The 16,415-nt window shown below is 71.2% G+C and carries 13 protein-coding genes and 1 tRNA gene; 10 read left to right on the top strand and 4 right to left on the bottom strand.

The genetic code is table 11. The annotated features are described in order from the left end of the window. The first annotated feature begins 1 nt into the window (after position 1). Both ACIGQF_RS25265 and ACIGQF_RS25260 read left to right on the top strand, forming a co-directional pair. The gene (locus ACIGQF_RS25265; RefSeq protein WP_399714260.1) at positions 2-1,315 is read left to right on the top strand and encodes a sensor histidine kinase; all 1,314 of its coding nucleotides are present in this window, start codon (positions 2-4) and stop codon (positions 1,313-1,315) included. Next, positions 1,312-1,992, top strand: a complete 681-nt coding sequence (locus tag ACIGQF_RS25260; protein ID WP_006603892.1) for a response regulator transcription factor — start codon at positions 1,312-1,314, stop codon at positions 1,990-1,992. The genes ACIGQF_RS25265 and ACIGQF_RS25260 overlap by 4 nt, the downstream gene beginning before the upstream one ends. Before the next feature lie 306 nt (positions 1,993-2,298). Here ACIGQF_RS25260 and ACIGQF_RS25255 read toward each other — a convergent pair whose 3' ends face one another. Beyond that, positions 2,299-2,952, bottom strand: a complete 654-nt coding sequence (locus tag ACIGQF_RS25255; RefSeq protein WP_399714257.1) for a copper chaperone PCu(A)C — start codon at positions 2,950-2,952, stop codon at positions 2,299-2,301. 808 nt (positions 2,953-3,760) lie between these two features. Between ACIGQF_RS25255 and ACIGQF_RS25250 the strand changes: the two genes are divergently transcribed. From ACIGQF_RS25250 to ACIGQF_RS25225, 6 genes are all read left to right on the top strand, one after another. Then, entirely contained in the window at positions 3,761-4,243 is a 483-nt protein-coding gene (locus ACIGQF_RS25250; protein WP_003953493.1) for a CarD family transcriptional regulator, read from the top strand. 510 nt (positions 4,244-4,753) lie between these two features. Next, the gene (gene ispD, locus ACIGQF_RS25245; protein WP_361559067.1) at positions 4,754-5,503 is read left to right on the top strand and encodes a 2-C-methyl-D-erythritol 4-phosphate cytidylyltransferase; all 750 of its coding nucleotides are present in this window, start codon (positions 4,754-4,756) and stop codon (positions 5,501-5,503) included. Positions 5,504-5,639: 136 nt separating this feature from the next. Next, positions 5,640-6,131 carry a 2-C-methyl-D-erythritol 2,4-cyclodiphosphate synthase gene (gene ispF, locus ACIGQF_RS25240; protein ID WP_399714254.1) on the top strand — a complete coding sequence of 164 codons (492 nt, stop codon included), beginning with the start codon at positions 5,640-5,642 and terminating at the stop codon, positions 6,129-6,131. 417 nt (positions 6,132-6,548) lie between these two features. Then, entirely contained in the window at positions 6,549-7,946 is a 1,398-nt protein-coding gene (gene cysS, locus ACIGQF_RS25235; RefSeq protein WP_399714252.1) for a cysteine--tRNA ligase, read from the top strand. 167 nt (positions 7,947-8,113) lie between these two features. After that, positions 8,114-9,067: a 23S rRNA (guanosine(2251)-2'-O)-methyltransferase RlmB gene (gene rlmB, locus ACIGQF_RS25230; RefSeq protein ID WP_399714249.1), complete on the top strand. Its 954-nt coding sequence runs from the start codon at positions 8,114-8,116 to the stop codon at positions 9,065-9,067. A 367-nt stretch (positions 9,068-9,434) separates the two neighbouring features. Continuing rightward, positions 9,435-11,228 carry a DoxX family membrane protein gene (locus ACIGQF_RS25225; RefSeq protein WP_399714246.1) on the top strand — a complete coding sequence of 598 codons (1,794 nt, stop codon included), beginning with the start codon at positions 9,435-9,437 and terminating at the stop codon, positions 11,226-11,228. 195 nt (positions 11,229-11,423) lie between these two features. Here the strand turns inward: ACIGQF_RS25225 and ACIGQF_RS25220 are convergent, their stop codons facing one another. The 3 genes from ACIGQF_RS25220 to ACIGQF_RS25210 all read right to left on the bottom strand — a co-directional run bounded on the left by ACIGQF_RS25220 (position 11,424) and on the right by ACIGQF_RS25210 (position 14,426). Then, entirely contained in the window at positions 11,424-12,197 is a 774-nt protein-coding gene (locus ACIGQF_RS25220) for an NDP-sugar synthase (protein ID WP_399714243.1), read from the bottom strand. A 282-nt stretch (positions 12,198-12,479) separates the two neighbouring features. Continuing rightward, positions 12,480-12,899 carry a hypothetical protein gene (locus ACIGQF_RS25215; protein WP_361559085.1) on the bottom strand — a complete coding sequence of 140 codons (420 nt, stop codon included), beginning with the start codon at positions 12,897-12,899 and terminating at the stop codon, positions 12,480-12,482. A 390-nt stretch (positions 12,900-13,289) separates the two neighbouring features. Continuing rightward, positions 13,290-14,426, bottom strand: a complete 1,137-nt coding sequence (locus ACIGQF_RS25210) for an ABC transporter ATP-binding protein (protein ID WP_399714241.1) — start codon at positions 14,424-14,426, stop codon at positions 13,290-13,292. 205 nt (positions 14,427-14,631) lie between these two features. Between ACIGQF_RS25210 and ACIGQF_RS25205 the strand changes: the two genes are divergently transcribed. Both ACIGQF_RS25205 and ACIGQF_RS25200 read left to right on the top strand, forming a co-directional pair. Then, positions 14,632-14,708, top strand: a tRNA-Thr gene (locus ACIGQF_RS25205). Positions 14,709-15,246: 538 nt separating this feature from the next. Next, complete coding sequence (locus ACIGQF_RS25200) at positions 15,247-16,323, top strand: aminopeptidase P family protein (protein ID WP_399714447.1); 1,077 nt, start codon at positions 15,247-15,249, stop codon at positions 16,321-16,323. The last annotated feature ends 92 nt before the right edge of the window (positions 16,324-16,415 follow it).

The raw sequence follows: 16,415 nt of genomic DNA, 5'->3' as shown, positions 1-16,415 counted from the left end.
CATGAACGTGGACGCGGCCATCGCCGCAGTGGCAGCGATCGCCGGATGCTGTACCGGCGTGATCGCCATGCTGGCGTTTCGCTGGAGCGAACGCGACCAGGCCAAACCCACCCGTACCTCCCTGCACACCGATGCCGTCCTGCCGCCCGGCGTGGACACCGTTCTGTCGGTACTGCGGTCCTCCGCCGTCGTCCTCGACGAGGCCGACGGCGTGGTCAAGGCCAGCTCGGCCGCGTACGCCCTCGGACTCGTACGCGGCGGCAAACTCGCCGTCGACCCGATGATGCAGATGGCCCGCGACACCCGCAGGGACGGCGAGATACGCCAGGTCGAGCTGGACCTGCCGCGCCGCGGCACCGGCCGCGGCGACGCCCTCGCGGTCTCGGCGCGGGTCGCCCCGCTCGGCTCCCGGCTCGTCCTGCTGCTGGTCGAGGACCTCACCGAGGCGCGCCGCATAGAGGCGGTCCGCCGCGACTTCGTGGCCAACGTCAGCCATGAGCTCAAGACCCCGGTCGGCGCGCTCTCGCTGCTCTCCGAGGCCGTGATGGACGCGAGCGACGACCCCGAGGCGGTGACCCGCTTCGCCGGCCGCATGCAGGCCGAGGCCACCCGCCTGACCAGCCTCGTCCAGGAGCTGATCGACCTCTCCAGGGTGCAGAACGACAACCCCCTGGAGGACGCCGAGCCGGTCCACGTGGACGAGCTGGTCGAGGAGGCCATGGACCGCTGCCGCCAGCAGGCCAGCAGCAAGTCCATCACCATGGCCGTCGGCGGCACGGCCGACCTGTACGTATGGGGCCACAGAAGCCAGCTCGCCGGCGCCCTCGGCAACCTCGTCGAGAACGCCGTCAACTACTCCCCGGCCCGGACCCGCGTCGGGATAGCCGGCCGCCGCGTCCCGGCGGCCGGCGGCACGATGATCGAGATAGCCGTCACCGACCAGGGCATCGGCATCTCCGAGAAGGACCGGGACCGGATCTTCGAGCGGTTCTACCGCGTCGACCCGGCGCGCTCCCGCGCCACCGGCGGCACCGGACTCGGTCTCGCCATCGTCAAGCACGTGGCCGCCTCGCACGGCGGGGAGGTCACGGTGTGGAGCGCCGAAGGACAGGGCTCCACCTTCACCCTGCGGCTTCCGGAAGCCGGCGCGGTCCGCGACCGCGAGGCCCGCCGGGACGCCGCCGGAACAGACCCGGACGACCTCGATGGCGAGGACGGTCCGTACGACACCTACAGCGGCCCGGCCGTCACCCACCACCACACTTCCCCGGAAGCGCTACGTGCGCCCTATCCTGCCCCGGAGGTCCTTCCGTGACCCGAGTGCTCGTCGTCGAGGATGAGGAGTCCTTCAGCGACGCTCTGTCGTACATGCTCCGCAAGGAGGGCTTCGAGGTCGCCATCGCCGCGACCGGCCCCGACGGACTGGACGAGTTCGAGCGCAACGGCGCCGACTTGGTCCTGCTCGACCTGATGCTGCCCGGTCTGCCCGGTACCGAGGTCTGCCGCCAGCTGCGCGGCCGCTCCAACGTCCCGGTGATCATGGTGACCGCCAAGGACAGCGAGATCGACAAGGTCGTCGGCCTGGAAATAGGAGCCGACGACTACGTCACCAAGCCCTTCTCCTCGCGGGAGCTGGTCGCCCGTATCCGCGCGGTCCTGCGCCGCCGCGGCGAGCCGGAGGAGGTCACCCCGCAGGCCCTGGAGGCGGGCCCGGTCCGCATGGACGTGGACCGGCACGTCGTCACGGTCTCCGGCGGCAAGGTCGACCTGCCGCTCAAGGAGTTCGACCTGCTGGAGATGCTGCTGCGCAACGCCGGCCGGGTCCTCACCCGTATGCAGCTGATCGACCGGGTCTGGGGCGCCGACTACGTGGGCGACACCAAGACCCTCGACGTCCACGTCAAGCGCCTGCGCGCCAAGATCGAGCCGGACCCGGGCGCCCCGCGCTACCTGGTCACGGTCCGCGGCCTCGGGTACAAGTTCGAGCCGTAGGCCGATTACCCGGACGGGCGCCTGCAGCTGTACCTGTAGCTGTACGTGTGCCTGTTCCTGCGAGGAGTACGTGCGTCGCTCCAGCGCTCCGCCCCGATCCGGGTGGGGCGCTTGTGGCGTTGGGGGCCGACGGGCCGGCAGGACGGCGATGAGCGCGTACGAGTGCCCGGTTTACGTAGGCCCGTACTCCGGCGTACGCACAACCGCGCCCGCCGTGCTCCCGCGGGGCGGCGGGGGGCGCGACGGGCGTCAGCCGGGCTGTGGGCGCCGCTCGGGCGCCGAGGCAGCTCAGTGCGCGGCTACGGCTCAGTGGCCGGCGTGCGCGGCCTCCGAGGAGGAGGCGGCGTCGGACGGCTTGCCCGACTCCGACGGCTTGCCGGACGCGGACTCGGACGGCGAGCCGGTGCCCGACGGCGTGGCGGCGCCGGACTGACCCGGCTGCGGGACCTCGCTCGGGCCGTACTCCTTGAAGTAGCTGTTCGCCGGGACGACGAACGCGCGCAGCTTCACCTTGCCGGTGCGGCTGAACGTGAAGGTCACGGGCTGCGCGTCGCCGTCCTTGACCGCCTCGCGGCCGCTGGCCAGCACGGCGGAGGCGTTGCCCTTGCCGCCGATCACGACGGAGCCGCCGGCCGGCACGGTGATCTTGCCGGAACCCTTGGCGGGCTTCAGCTCGGCCTGCGTGCCGCTGCCGTCGAGCGTGACGGAGTCCAGCGTCTGGTCCTTCGCGCCCTCGTTGAACAGCGTCGCGGACACGGCGGCCGGGCCCTTGGCCTCCGGCTTCGGCTGGGTGATCACAGTGGCGTTCTGGATCTTGATGTCGCCGACGGAGGTCGCGGCGTTGTCCGGCTTGACTTGCAGCGTCGCGGCGTCGTTTCCGGCCCCGCACGCGGAGAGCGAGGCAATCGAGAGCGTGAGGACGGTGGCGGCGAGGGCGCCGCGTCGAAGGCTGCGGCTCACGGCGGCGGCATCTCCTAGGACGAGCTTCGGCGGCCGAACGGTCATGCCCGGTCGCGGTGGACGGCTGGGCGGCCCTTCCGTACGCCGCGCTTCGGCGCCGTACGTAAAGCCGCCCTAAGGGTGTGTCAGCGCCGCTAGGTTACCGAGCCGCCCTTGCGGCGCCGCACCCGACCCGCCCCTGAGCGATCACGCGCCGGTCACATGGTCACTGCCGGCCACCCGGAACGCATCGGATCGCCCTCTCCGGCGGCCTCCCCCGTGCTTCCCCTGCGCTTCCCCTGGGCCCGCTCGGTGTCGAGTCCGGCCGGTGCGCGGCCGGATTGCCGAAGTCCTCACGGGAACTGCCGGAAGAATTCACCTGCCGTCCGTTCGAGTGGCCGTGGCGAACGAATCCGCCGCGCCCGTCGGAGGAATAACGGCAAAGGCATAAGGAATGCGCCGCGTCACACGAATTGATCATGTCCGGCCCACCCGTCCGGGTGACACCGTGATCAATTTCCGATTCGGGCGGGACTGATCGGGAGAGTGATCGTGAGACACCGAACGGAGCACTGGAAGCCCGCCATCCGGATCCCGGCAAAACGGGACGTTCGTCCTCTCGATCAGGCTCTTCCGGGGCTGTGACGTACGTGTTTCGCTCCGCTCAAGAAGTGCCTCCGACCTGCGAATACCTGCTTCCGGCAGGCGGTCGATGCACGTTACGGCCATCGTTGTCAAGCCCCGAGATACGCCCTGACCTGCGAAAACGCCATTCAGAACCAACCGTTCCCGTGTTAGGATGGATAGCCACGGAAGGGGTACCTGTCACATGACGTTCAAGGTTGGCGACACCGTGGTCTATCCCCATCACGGGGCCGCGCTGATCGAGGCCATCGAAACTCGCCAGATCAAAGGCGTGGACAAGACCTACTTGGTGCTGAAGGTCGCTCAGGGCGACCTGACGGTTCGTGTGCCAGCGGACAATGCGGAGTTCGTCGGTGTGCGCGATGTGGTCGGCCAGGACGGGCTCGACCGGGTCTTCGAGGTGCTCCGCGCACCATATGCCGAAGAGCCGACGAACTGGTCCCGTCGCTACAAGGCAAATCTCGAAAAGCTCGCCTCCGGTGACGTGATCAAGGTCGCCGAAGTAGTTCGCGACCTGTGGCGTCGTGAGCGCGAGCGCGGACTCTCCGCAGGTGAGAAGCGCATGCTCGCCAAGGCCCGCCAGATCCTGGTGAGCGAGCTGGCTCTCGCGGAGAACACCAACGAAGACAAGGCCGAGGCTCTGCTCGACGAGGTCCTCGCGTCCTGACGCCGGACGCTGCTGGGTTCCCACGTTGCTGGGTATCCACAGTGATCGCCCACAGTGGTGTGCTCGGCGGTGCTCAGCAGAAGAATGGCTCAGCACGAAAATGCCGCGGTGCCCGAGCGACGACTGCTTCCCACGGAAGCGGTCCGTTGCCGGGCGCTGCGGCATATCTGACGCTACTGACGAACCACGAGCCCGCCGTACGGTCGACGACTCTGTCGCCGGCGACGTCTGAGGATCTCCGCGTCTGAGGATCTCTGCGTTGCCGACGGCGTCTGAAGATGTTCGCGACCCGCCTCGATGACCACCTGGATCGGCCTGGTCATCGAGCCTGTCGGCCGACGTGAAGGGCACTGACGTGCCGGGCCCGGGCAGCTGGCTCGACCGGTCGTCACGGAAGGGTCCGGTCGGGGCGTCGCGCCCGGCACGGTGAGGCCATACCCACCTCGGCCGAGTAAACAAACCTGCCGCTCGAAATTCGGGGTGCGACCCCCGGCTCACGGAGTGCAACCGATGTCTGAAGATTCCCGCCGACTTCGCACGGCGGCGGTCATCCCCGCGGCCGGCCGTGGCGTACGCCTCGGCCCCGGCGCCCCCAAGGCCCTGCGCGCGCTGGGCGGTACGCCCATGCTCATCCACGCCGTACGCGCCATGGCCGCTTCCCGCGCCGTCTCGCTCGTCGTCGTGGTCGCGCCGCCCGACGGCGCGCCCGAAGTCCGCGCGCTGCTGGACGGCCACACCTTCCCCGAGCGCACGGAACTGCTGGTCGTCCCCGGCGGTGACACCCGCCAGCAGTCCGTTAGCCTCGGCCTGAAGGCGCTGCCCGACGACGTCGACGTGGTCCTGGTCCATGACGCCGCGCGGCCGCTCGTACCGGTCGACACCGTCGACGGCGTGATCGCCGCCGTACGGGGCGGCGCCCCCGCGGTCGTGCCGGCGCTGCCGCTCGCCGACACGGTCAAGGAAGTACGGCCGGATCCCGACGGCGGAAACGAGCCGGTCGTCGGCACCCCGGAGCGCGCCCGGCTGCGCGCCGTGCAGACCCCGCAGGGCTTCGACCGGGACACCCTGGTCAAGGCGCACACGACCGTCACCTTCGACGGCGAGGGCGCGACGGACGACGCCGGCATGGTCGAGCGGCTCGGCGCGCCGGTCGTGGTCGTGCCCGGCCACGAAGAAGCCTTCAAGGTCACCCGCCCGCTCGACCTGGTACTCGCCGAGGCCGTACTGGCCCGCCGGCGAGTGACGGACGGGTACGCCTGACCCTGCCGCCCGGGGGTTTGGGGCGGGGGCGGGGCGTATACGGGGGCTGCGGGGTGGGTCCCCTACCCGTTCGACGAGCGGGGGCGGGGCGGAGTTCTCGCGTGGTTCGATGTTCACTCGCAGGGAGGAAAATCTCATGGTCGCGTTGCCCCAGGTGGGGATCGGGACGGACGTACACGCCTTTGAAGAGGGGCGTGAGCTGTGGTGTGCCGGTCTCCTGTGGGACGAGGCCGCGAGCGGCGGCTACGGCCTCGCCGGGCACAGCGACGGCGACGTCGCCGCGCACGCCGCCTGCGACGCCCTGTTCTCCGCCGCCGGGATCGGCGATCTCGGAGCGCACTTCGGTACGAGCCGCCCCGAGTGGTCCGGGGCCTCCGGCGTGACCCTGCTCGCCGAGGCCGCCCGCATCGTCCGCGCCGAGGGCTTCGAGATCGGCAACATCGCCGTACAGGTCATCGGCGTACGCCCGAAGGTCGGCAAGCGCCGCGAGGAGGCCCAGAAGGCCCTCTCGGCCGCGGCCGGCGCCCCCGTCGCGGTCTCCGGCACCACCACCGACGGCCTCGGCCTCACCGGCCGCGGCGAAGGCCTGGCCGCACTGGCCACGGCCCTGGTGTACCGAGCGAGCTGAGCGCACCGCCCTGGAGTACCGAGCGAGTCGAGCGCACCGGCCTGGTGTACCGACTGGTGTACCGAGCCGGCTGAGCACACCAGCCCTCCAGGGCGCCTTCCAGAGGAGCCTCCCAGGGGCGCCCTTCGCGGCGCCCTGCGGGAGCGCGAGGGGGAATGCCGCGCTTCGCAGGGGTGTTGGCGGGGTACGGGGACGGACGGGCGCACTCCGTACCCGCCCGCGGCGCCCGGTCTTCCCGACCGGCCCGCCTCGTCGTACGGACCGGCCCGCCCCGGATCGTCGGACCGGGCCATCCTGGACCGCACACAGGCCCCATATCGCGCGAAGTGTGACAGAACACCCGCGAGTGTCACGCTTCTGTGTCCTCGTGGCCCATCGGGTCGCGGGGCACTGCCTCGCTCCGTCTACCCTTGATGCGTGACCATTCGCCTGTACGACACCAGCGCCCGGCAGATCCGTGACTTCACCCCGCTCACGCCGGGCTGCGTCTCGATCTACCTGTGTGGCGCGACCGTGCAGGCCGCCCCGCACATCGGGCACATCCGGTCGGGACTGAACTTCGACATCATGCGCCGCTGGTTCGAGTACCGCGGCTACGACGTGACGTTCGTACGCAACGTCACCGACATCGACGACAAGATCATCAAGAAGTCGGCCGAGCAGGGCCGTCCGTGGTGGTCGATCGGGTACGAGAACGAGGTCGCGTTCAACACCGCGTACGACACCCTCGGCTGCCTGCGGCCGACGTACGAGCCGCGCGCGACCGGGCACGTCCCCGAGATGATCGAAATGATGCGCGGCCTGATCGAGCGCGGCCACGCCTATGCCGTCGACGGCAACGTCTACTTCGACGTGCGCTCCTTCCCCGGCTACCTGGAGCTGTCCGGCCAGGAGCTGGACAAGCTGAAGCAGCCCTCCGGAGAGGGCGAGACCGGCAAGCGGGACCCGCGCGACTTCGCGATGTGGAAGGCGGCCAAGGAAGGGGAGCCCAGCTGGGAGACCCCCTGGGGCCGCGGCCGGCCGGGCTGGCACCTGGAATGCTCGGCCATGGCCCACAAGTACCTGGGTGAGCGCTTCGACATCCACGGCGGCGGCGTCGACCTGGTCTTCCCGCACCACGAGAACGAGATCGCGCAGGCCAAGGCCTACGGCGACGAGTTCGCGCGGTACTGGGCGCACAACGCCTGGGTCACGATGAGCGGCGAGAAGATGTCCAAGTCCCTGGGCAACTCCGTGCTCGTCTCCGAGATGGTCAAGCGCTGGCGCCCCATCGTGCTGCGCTACTACCTCGGGACGCCGCACTACCGTTCGATGATCGAGTACAGCGAGGAAGCGCTGCGCGAGGCCGAGTCCGCGTTCGCGCGCATCGAGGGCTTCGTGCAGCGCGTCGTGGAGCTGGCCGGGGGACCGGTCGAGCCCGCCGACGAGGTGCCGCTGGCCTTCGCCGAGGCGATGGACGACGACCTCGGCGTCCCGCAGGCGCTGGCGATCGTGCACACGACCGTCCGGCAGGGCAACTCCGCGCTGACCGCCGACGACAAGGAAGCCGCCGTCGCCCGACTGGCCGAGGTGCGCGCCATGCTCGGCGTACTGGGCCTGGACCCGCTGGACGAGCAGTGGTCCGGCGGCGCCTCCGAGCGCGGCGAGGACCTGCACGGCGTCGTCGACTCCCTCGTGCGCATGGTCCTGGACCAGCGCCAGGCGGCCCGTGCCCGCAAGGACTACGCCACCGCCGACGCGATCCGCGACCAGCTCCAGCAGTCCGGCCTCGCCATCGAGGACACCCCGTCGGGGCCGCGCTGGTCGCTGTCGTGACGGACAGCGGCGACGCGGACGGCAGCGCCCGCGCCCCGGTGGGCGCGGGCGGCGCAGTCCCGTCCCGGTAGCCCGCACAGGGCACCGCGGGCGACACTCATACGCATACGCAGCAGACATCACATCCACGTCGCGAGACGTCGAGAGCAGTAAGAGACAGGTGACCCATGGCCGGCAACAGCCAGCGCAGGAACCGCCGCACGTCCAACAAGAAGGGCATGCAGGTCGGCAGCGGCGGCCAGCGGCGCCGGGGCCTGGAGGGCAAGGGCCCCACCCCGCCCGCGTCCGCCCGCAAGGGACATGTGAAGAACCGCATCGCCAACGCCCAGGCCAAGCAGTCGGCCCACCGCCGTCCGGCCCCGCGCCGCGGCGGCGCCAAGGGCACGTCGGAGCTGGTCGTCGGCCGTAACCCGGTCGTGGAGGCGCTGCGCGAGGACATCCCCGCGACGACGCTGTACGTCCAGCAGTTCATCGACAGCGACGAGCGGGTGCGCGAGGCGCTCCAGCTCGCCGCCGACCGCGGCATGAACCTCATGGAGGCGCCGCGCCCCGAGCTGGACCGCATGACCAACGGCCTGAACCACCAGGGCCTGGTCCTGCAGATCCCGCCGTACGACTACGCGCACCCCGAGGACCTCCCCGTGGCCGCGTTCGACAACGGCGAGGACCCGCTGATCGTCGCCCTCGACGGCGTCACCGACCCGCGCAACCTCGGTGCGGTCGTCCGCTCCGTCTCCGCGTTCGGCGGCCATGGCGTGGTCGTACCGGAGCGGCGCGCGGCCGGGATGACGGCCGGCGCGTGGAAGACCTCCGCCGGTACGGCGGCGCGCACGCCGGTCGCGCGCGCCACCAACCTCACCCGTGCGCTGGAGACGTACCAGAAGGCGGGCATGACGGTCGTGGGCCTCGCGGCCGACGGCGAGATGGAGCTCCAGGACCTGGAGGTGCTGGACGGCCCGGTCGTCATCGTGGTCGGCAGTGAGGGCAAGGGCCTCTCCCGCCTCGTCGGCGAGACCTGCGACGTGCGCGTCCGCATCCCGATGCCGGGAGGCGCCGAGTCGCTCAACGCCGGTGTCGCGGCGGGCGTGGTGCTGTGGGAGGCGGCGCGCCGCCGGGCGTGACGCCTTTGTGCAGCGCGGGGGCGGGCCTTGGTCCGCCCCCGCGTGCGCTCGTCGGGCATCTCGTCGTGGTTTGGGTCGCCAGTCGCCCCATCCCAGGACACCCCGGCCCACCCCGCCCCGCCCGGTCCCGTTCGTACCGGAGCCCGCGGACCGTGGCCGTGGCCTACTTGCGTGACCTGCTGACGTGACCTACTGGGGGCAGCGGCCGTCCCGCCCCGAAGTGCGGCAGCCGCGTCGCATATCGGCACGAACCGAGCCGCCATCCCGGGGCAGAACATCACCCTCCGTGCAACCCGGGAAGTTTTGACGGGTCTCGGACAGATCGACGCGGTCAAGGCAGTGTCTTAAACGCTGGTCACTCGGTTAGATGAGCGTGGACACCAGAACACCCCGCAGGCCTACGGGGGGACGCTCGCCGGGCTTCGATGACGAGCCGGTACTGAGCTCGGTCAAGGTGCCGTGCGACCCCGCGCAGGTCATCGTCAATCACGCCAGTTTCCGCGTGCAGCTCGCGGCCCCCGCGTCGGCGGGCGCCGCGCGGGGTGCCACGGCCGCCGCCGCGTCCGGCACCGCCGCTGCCGGACCCGCCCCCGCCAGGCGGCGCGCGCCCGTCGTCTGGAGCGGCCGTACGACGCCCGGCGACACCTCGGCGCCCACCACCCAGCTCCTGCACGCCGTGCGGAACAGCGCGGGCGGCCGCACCGACGACGCCGGCGCGACCCAGGTCCTGCCCCGGGTCGGGCCGGACGGGGCGGGCGCCTTCGCGCCGCCGCCGTCGCCCGGTGTGATCGGACCCCGCGGCGCCTCCGACGACACCGAGCTGATGCCCCGGCTCCCGCACTCCCGCCCCACGGACGACACCTGGTCCGACGGTGCGTACGGCGCGGACGAGAACGGCGCGTACGTCACGGCGGGCGCGGGCGGCACGTGGCATGAAGGGGCGCACGCCGACACCCAGGCCGGCTCGTACGCCGGCGGGGCCGACGGCTCGTACGCCGGTGCGTACGGCGCCGCTTCCGGCGGCTCCGGTGGCCCCGGCGCTGCCGGGGCCGACTGGGACGAAGGCCCGTGCAGCGACGCCGAATTCGAGCCCCGCCACGGCGACGGCCGCCGTTTCGCCGGCGACAAGCAGGCGTTCTACCCCGACCGCCGGATGAACCTCGGCGTCGTCCTGCTGCCCCTGCGCGTCTTCCTCGGCTTCATCACCGTCTACGCCGGCATGGGCAAGCTCTGCGACCCCGTGTACTTCGACGGCGGCGAGCGCGGCTCCATGGTGAAGTGGCTGGAGTCGCTGCACCCTTGGGCGCTCGCCACCCCGCTCCGCGACTTCGCGCTCGCGCACCCGGTAGGAGCCGGCCTCACCGTCGCCTTCCTCCAGGTCGTCGTCGGCGTACTGACCGTCTGCGGCCTTTGGCAGCGGGTCGCCGCCTCCATGGGCGCGCTGCTCTCGGCGGCCCTCCTGATGACCGTCAGCTGGCGCAACGTTCCTGTGTACGACGCGCCGGACATCATCTACCTCGCCGCCTGGAGCCCGCTGATCATCGCGGGTGCCCCCGTCTACTCCCTGGACGCGCGGCTGGCCGGCGAGGCCTGGCGCAACCTCGGCCCCCGTGTGGAGGTCTGGGACCTGCGGCGCCGGGTGCTGCGCCGCGGCGCCGTGATGACCGCGGTGGTCGCCGGCCTGACGCTGCTGATCGGCTCCCTCCTGGGCGGCGCCGTACGCTCCGCCTCGGGGCCGACCGTCCCCAAGCCGGGCGAGCCGCCGACCAATTCCCTGCCCGGCCGCTCGCTGCACACCCCGCGCGAGGCCCCGAACCGTACGAGCAACGGCCGCATCGGCGGCGCCACCCAGGGCAGCGCGTCTCCCACGGCGGGCACCTCCCGCGGTACGGACTCCTCGGTCTCCCCGTCGGCCTCGCAGCCGGGCGCGGCCAGGGAGACGGCCGGCGCCACCCAGGGCGCCCAGCCGGGCCGTACGACGAGCGGCCCGCCCCAGCAGTCGGTCCCGGCCGACCCCGCCCCCGCCACCCAGCCCCCGACCTCCACGGCCGGCACCGGCGGCGGCACGACGGGCGGCGGCTCCTCCCCGAGCGGCTCCTCCAGCGGCGGCTCCTCCGGAGGCTCCTCCTCCGGCGGCACCCTGGGCGGCCTCCTGGGCTGACCCACCCGCCCCGGGGTCCCGGGCCACTTCCCCGGCCCGCCCCCTCTCCGCCACCCGCCCCACCGCCTGAAAGGGCTGTGGGGCGGGTGGCGGAGGTGTGTGGGGGGAGGGGAAGGGAGATGGGCGAGGAGGCGGCGGGGGAGCCTCACGCGCCCCGTCGGCCAACGCACCGTGCAGGCGTTGGTTGCCCCTGCGCTACGCCTGCCCGTTCCTCAGGCCACGCCCATGCCCATGTCCGTCTACGGGCCCGTACCGGGCGAGTTCCCGCGCGGCCTCGGTGAGGTCCTTGGCCGTGTCGATCGCGCGCCAGTAGGCGCCCTGCGGCAGCGGGAAACCGGCCAGTCGGCGCTCGCGCGCGAGCCGCGGGAACGTCGTGCGCTCATGGTCGCCACGGTCCGGCAGCAAGTCCGTGAAGGCCGCGGAGAAGACGTACACACCCGCATTGATCAGATACGGCGACGGCGGCGCTTCGATGAAGTCCAGTACGTGCCCGAAGGGGTCGGTCTCGACGGCGCCCCAGGGGATCCGCGGCCGGGCCAGCGCCAGGGTGGCATCCGCGCCGCGCTCGTGGTGGAAGTCCGCCATCTCACGCAGGGAGAAGCGCGTCCAGATGTCCCCGTTGGTCGCGTACCAGGGCTGACCGGGGCGGGGGAGAGAGGCGGCGGCGTACTTGAGTCCGCCACCGCGGCCGAGCGGTTCGGTCTCCACAACGGTGGTGACCCGCAGGGGGAGTTCGGCCTCGGCCAGCCAGTCCTGGAGGACCTCGGCGAGGTGGCCGCAGGAGACGACCGCGTCGGTGACGCCCTCGGCCGCCAGCCAAGCGAGCTGATGGCCGATGATCGGGGTCCCGGTGCCCGGGATCTCGACCATCGGCTTGGGCCGGTCGTCGGTGTACGGGCGGAGTCGCGAGCCCTGGCCGCCGGCCAGGACCACGGCCTGCGTGGGATGCGGATACGGGACACCTGTCATGATCCGCACCCTATGCGCTGGCTGTGGCGGACAGGGTACGAGCGCTGCGCCCTGTCACCTGATGTACGGGCAGGCGTACGGGCGGACGTACCGGCGGACGTACGGGACGTACGAGAAGTTGCCGTCCGACGGCCGCCCGCCGTGGTCCGCCACGCCGCTCGCCACATGGTCCTGCTGTAGTGACGAGGCTTGCGAGTCTCGTGGCTACGAGTTCAGTCGTTGCTTCGGCTGTTGCTTCGATCGCTACTTCGGTCGTTACTTCGGTCGTTACGGGGTGGCCGCTCACTGCGCAGTGGCGACCCCGCTCGCGAACGACGTGTCACAGACGGGCCGCGAGTACGCCTGGGCGCGGTGCGATGCGCCGTACTTCTGGACCGCGGCACGGCCCAGCGCGCGGGCGATGGACGCGCAGTGCTTGGCGAGCGACGGCCGCTTGGTGGTGGCCTCCTGGAGGTGCGTCAGGGCGGTTCCCGGGTCCTTCTCCTGGAGTTCGGCCAGCAGACGGTCCCGCAGGAGGTCCTGCGGGGCGCGGTTGCGCGGCTGATGGCTGGTGGCCGTACCGGACGAGGCGGTGAGCATCTGCGACTCGGAAGTCGGTGAGGCCCACGGCACGCGAGTGACGGCTAGTGTCCCGGAGAGTACGAGGACGACGGGCAGGACGAGAGCGAGAGTTCGGCCGATACGCCGGGCTGCGGAGTTCACGTCCGTGATGGTAGCGAGCAGTGATGATATGGCGACATTTAGTCACCCGGTCGAGGGATGAAATCGCCTGTCGCGGGTTAAATGATGTTGACGCACGCTGCTCGAAATGGCGGAACTGCCCGCCCAATTGTCGACAACCGGAAGCCCGGTACCTCCCCACCCCATGCCCCGTTTCAAACCCGGCCGTGCCTCTGAGGGCGGCAGTCGGGCAGGCAGGAAGGAAGGCGGGCGGGCAGGCCATGGCAGGGCCCAGCGCCCGGAGCGTGCCCCCCCTGCCGATCAGGACGGCTCCCAAACGCCGACGGGGCGGCCCCACAAGGGAAACCGCCCCGCCCATCATGTTCCGCGCCTCATGCGGGAGGCTGCTCAGCCGTTGAGCTGCTGAGCCGCTCAGTCGCTGAGCCGCTCACCGGTCGACGTGGAGAAGACATGCGTCTCGCCCGGCCGCGGCACGACGTGCACCTGGCTGCCCTTCTCCGGCACCTGACGGCCGTTGACACGGACGACCAGGTCCTTGACCTCGCCGCCGACCTCCGCCGTGCCGTACACGTACCCGTCCGCGCCCAACTCCTCGACGACGTTCACGGTGACGGCCAGGCCCGCCGGCGCGTCCGCGGACTCCTTCGTCAGGGTCTTCGCGGCGCTGCCGTTCTGCTCGACGATGTCGAAGTGCTCGGGCCGGACGCCGACGGTGACCGTACGGTCGCCCTTGTCCGCCGCCGTGCTGAGCGCCTCACGGCTGACCGGCACGACGCTGTTGCCGAACTTCACGCCGCCATCGGTGATGGGCACCTCCACGAGGTTCATCGCAGGCGACCCGATGAAGCCGGCCACGAAGAGGTTCGCCGGCCGGTCGTACATGTTGCGCGGCGAGTCGACCTGCTGCAGGAGCCCGTCCTTGAGAACGGCCACCCGGTCGCCCATCGTCATGGCCTCGACCTGGTCGTGCGTGACGTACACGGTCGTGATCCCGAGGCGGCGCTGCAGGCCGGCGATCTGCGTACGCGTCTGGACACGCAGCTTCGCGTCGAGGTTCGACAGCGGCTCGTCCATGAGGAACACCTGGGGCTCACGCACGATGGCGCGCCCCATCGCCACACGCTGGCGCTGACCACCGGAGAGCGCCTTCGGCTTGCGGCCCAGGTACTCGGTCAGGTCCAGGATCTTCGCCGCGTCCTCGACCTTCTGCCGGATCTCCGTCTTGTTCACGCCGGCGATCTTGAGCGCGAAGCCCATGTTGTCCGCGACGGTCATGTGCGGGTAGAGCGCGTAGTTCTGGAACACCATGGCGATGTCCCGGTCCTTGGGCGGCAAGTGAGTGACGTCGCGGTCCCCGATGCGGATCGCGCCGCCGTTGACGTCCTCCAGGCCGGCGAGCATCCGCAGGGAGGTGGACTTGCCGCAACCGGACGGCCCGACCAGGACGAGGAACTCCCCGTCCTCGATCTGGATGTCGAGCTGATCGACGGCGGGCTTGTCGGAACCCGGGTAGATCCGGGTTGCCTGGTCATACGTGACCGTAGCCATGGTGATATGTCCCTTCACCGGCAGGAACGTGCCGGACGATCCGAGTAAAGGAAGGATTGTGGGCAGCCCGTGCGCGGGTGGTGTAGTCCACTGCACACCGACTGCCAGGGACGGTACCCGGAAGGGCACCCGGTGTCAGTAGGTCGGACATCACGAAATCCCCCCGCCAGGTAACCTTCCCCCCTGGGTACACTTCACATGACACGCCTCCTTAGCTCAGCTGGTCAGAGCACCGCTCTTGTAAAGCGAAGGTCGTCGGTTCGAATCCGACAGGGGGCTCCACGCGCGACAGCGCGCTGAACAGCGAAAACGCCCCGGCCGGGCCCTCAAAGGGTCCCGGCCGGGGCGTTTTGGCATCCGCGATCGACATCAGCCGCCCGGCGGAACGATCACCGCTCCCGCTCGACGCGCTTCTTCAGCAGCTGGTCCATGAGGCACCTCGACGATCTTCCGCTGGAACCGCACCGGGAACCCGTCGGCGGCCTTCAGGTGCCACTCCAGCCGCCGCTAGTGAGCCGGGGGGGCGTCCGGGGTTGGTTGCTGGGGCTGCTCCTGGCCCGGGGGGCTGTCGGCCGGGTGGGATGCGGGGGAGTGATCGGGGCTGGTTTGTGCGGCACGGTCGGGCTCTGGTGGGCCGTTCCCGGCGTAAGTTCCCGGCATGGCGAGTTCTGTGAGGACGACGGTGGTTGGCGGGGAGGCCGGGATGGCGACAAGTGCAGGAGCGAGTGCGGACAAGGGCGCTGACGAGGGTGCTGGAAAGGGTGCTGGAAAGGGCGCTGGGAAGGGCGCTGTGCTGACGCGGGAGGACTTCGAGCGGCGGATGGAGCGGGCCGGGCGGGCGGCGGCGGACGCCGGGCTGGCCGGGTTGATCGTGACGCCGGGCCCCGATCTGGCGTGGCTCACCGGGTACACGCCGACCGCCGTGACCGAGCGGCTGACCGCGCTGGTCGTCACCGTCGACCGGCGGCCGCGCTTGTTGGTGCCCGTACTGGAGCGGTCGGACGCACAGCATGCCGCCGGCGCCGGTGCGACGGAGATCCTGGGGTGGCGGGACGGCGAGGACCCGTACGCGGTACTGGCCGGACTTTTGGAGCCGGAGCGGCGGTACGGCATCTCCGACTCGGCCTGGGCGATGCACCTCCTCGGGATGCAGCGGACGCTGCCGGGCAGCGCGTACGCCTCGCTCACGGAGGCGCTTCCGATGCTGCGCGCGGTCAAGGACGCCTACGAGGTGGAGCGGCTGGCGGCGGCGGGCGCGGCGGCGGACGCCACGTACGAGGAGATCCTGGGCGTGCCGTTCGCGGGGCGCCGGGAGCGCGACGTGGCGACGGACCTTGCGCGGCTGCTGCGCCAACACGGGCACAGCCAGGTGGACTTCACGGTGGTGGGCTCCGGGCCCAATGGGGCCGATCCGCACCACGAGGCGGGCGACCGTGTCATCGAGGACGGCGACATGGTCGTACTCGACTTCGGCGGGCTGAAGGACGGGTACGGCTCGGACACGACGCGCACCGTGCACGTGGGCGAGCCGACCGCGGAGGAGCGCAAGGTCCACGACATCGTGCGGGAGGCGCAGCAGGCGGCGTTCGAAGCGGTGCGGCCGGGCGCCGCGTGCCAGGACATCGACCGGGTGGCGCGGAAGGTGATCAAGGCGGCGGGGTACGGCGAGTACTTCATCCACCGGGTCGGGCACGGCATCGGCGTGACCACGCACGAACCGCCGTACATGGTCGAGGGCGAACACCTGCCGCTGGTCCCGGGAATGTGCTTCTCGATCGAGCCGGGGATCTACCTTCCGGGGCGCTTCGGGGTGCGGATCGAGGACATCGTGACGTGTACGGAGACGGGTGGGCGGCGGCTGAACAACACGGCGCGGGAGCTGGGGATTGTGGGGTAGCGGAGTAGCGGCCGGCCCCGGGCTCCGGCCGATGCGTTCGGCCGCCGAAGTCGAGTACAGCCGGGTCGGAAGCCGAGGACGGCCGTATCGGA

It is taken from the genome of Streptomyces sp. NPDC053560 (assembly GCF_044544605.1).
Taxonomy (GTDB): domain Bacteria; phylum Actinomycetota; class Actinomycetes; order Streptomycetales; family Streptomycetaceae; genus Streptomyces.
Note: the sequence above shows the minus strand (reverse complement) of the source record. Positions and strands in the feature narration are given on the sequence as shown.

Bases quoted from the DNA above. Each gene is read 5' to 3' on its own strand.
- rlmB (WP_399714249.1), top strand. From the start codon at position 8,114: ATGGCCGGCAACAGCCAGCGCAGGAACCGCCGCACGTCCAACAAGAAG.
- ACIGQF_RS25210 (WP_399714241.1), bottom strand. From the start codon at position 14,426: ATGGCTACGGTCACGTATGACCAGGCAACCCGGATCTACCCGGGTTCC.
- ispD (WP_361559067.1), top strand. From the start codon at position 4,754: ATGTCTGAAGATTCCCGCCGACTTCGCACGGCGGCGGTCATCCCCGCG.
- ACIGQF_RS25250 (WP_003953493.1), top strand. From the start codon at position 3,761: ATGACGTTCAAGGTTGGCGACACCGTGGTCTATCCCCATCACGGGGCC.
- ACIGQF_RS25265 (WP_399714260.1), top strand. From the start codon at position 2: ATGAACGTGGACGCGGCCATCGCCGCAGTGGCAGCGATCGCCGGATGC.
- ACIGQF_RS25200 (WP_399714447.1), top strand. From the start codon at position 15,247: ATGGAGCGGGCCGGGCGGGCGGCGGCGGACGCCGGGCTGGCCGGGTTG.
- ACIGQF_RS25225 (WP_399714246.1), top strand. From the start codon at position 9,435: ATGAGCGTGGACACCAGAACACCCCGCAGGCCTACGGGGGGACGCTCG.
- ACIGQF_RS25220 (WP_399714243.1), bottom strand. From the start codon at position 12,197: ATGACAGGTGTCCCGTATCCGCATCCCACGCAGGCCGTGGTCCTGGCC.
- ispF (WP_399714254.1), top strand. From the start codon at position 5,640: ATGGTCGCGTTGCCCCAGGTGGGGATCGGGACGGACGTACACGCCTTT.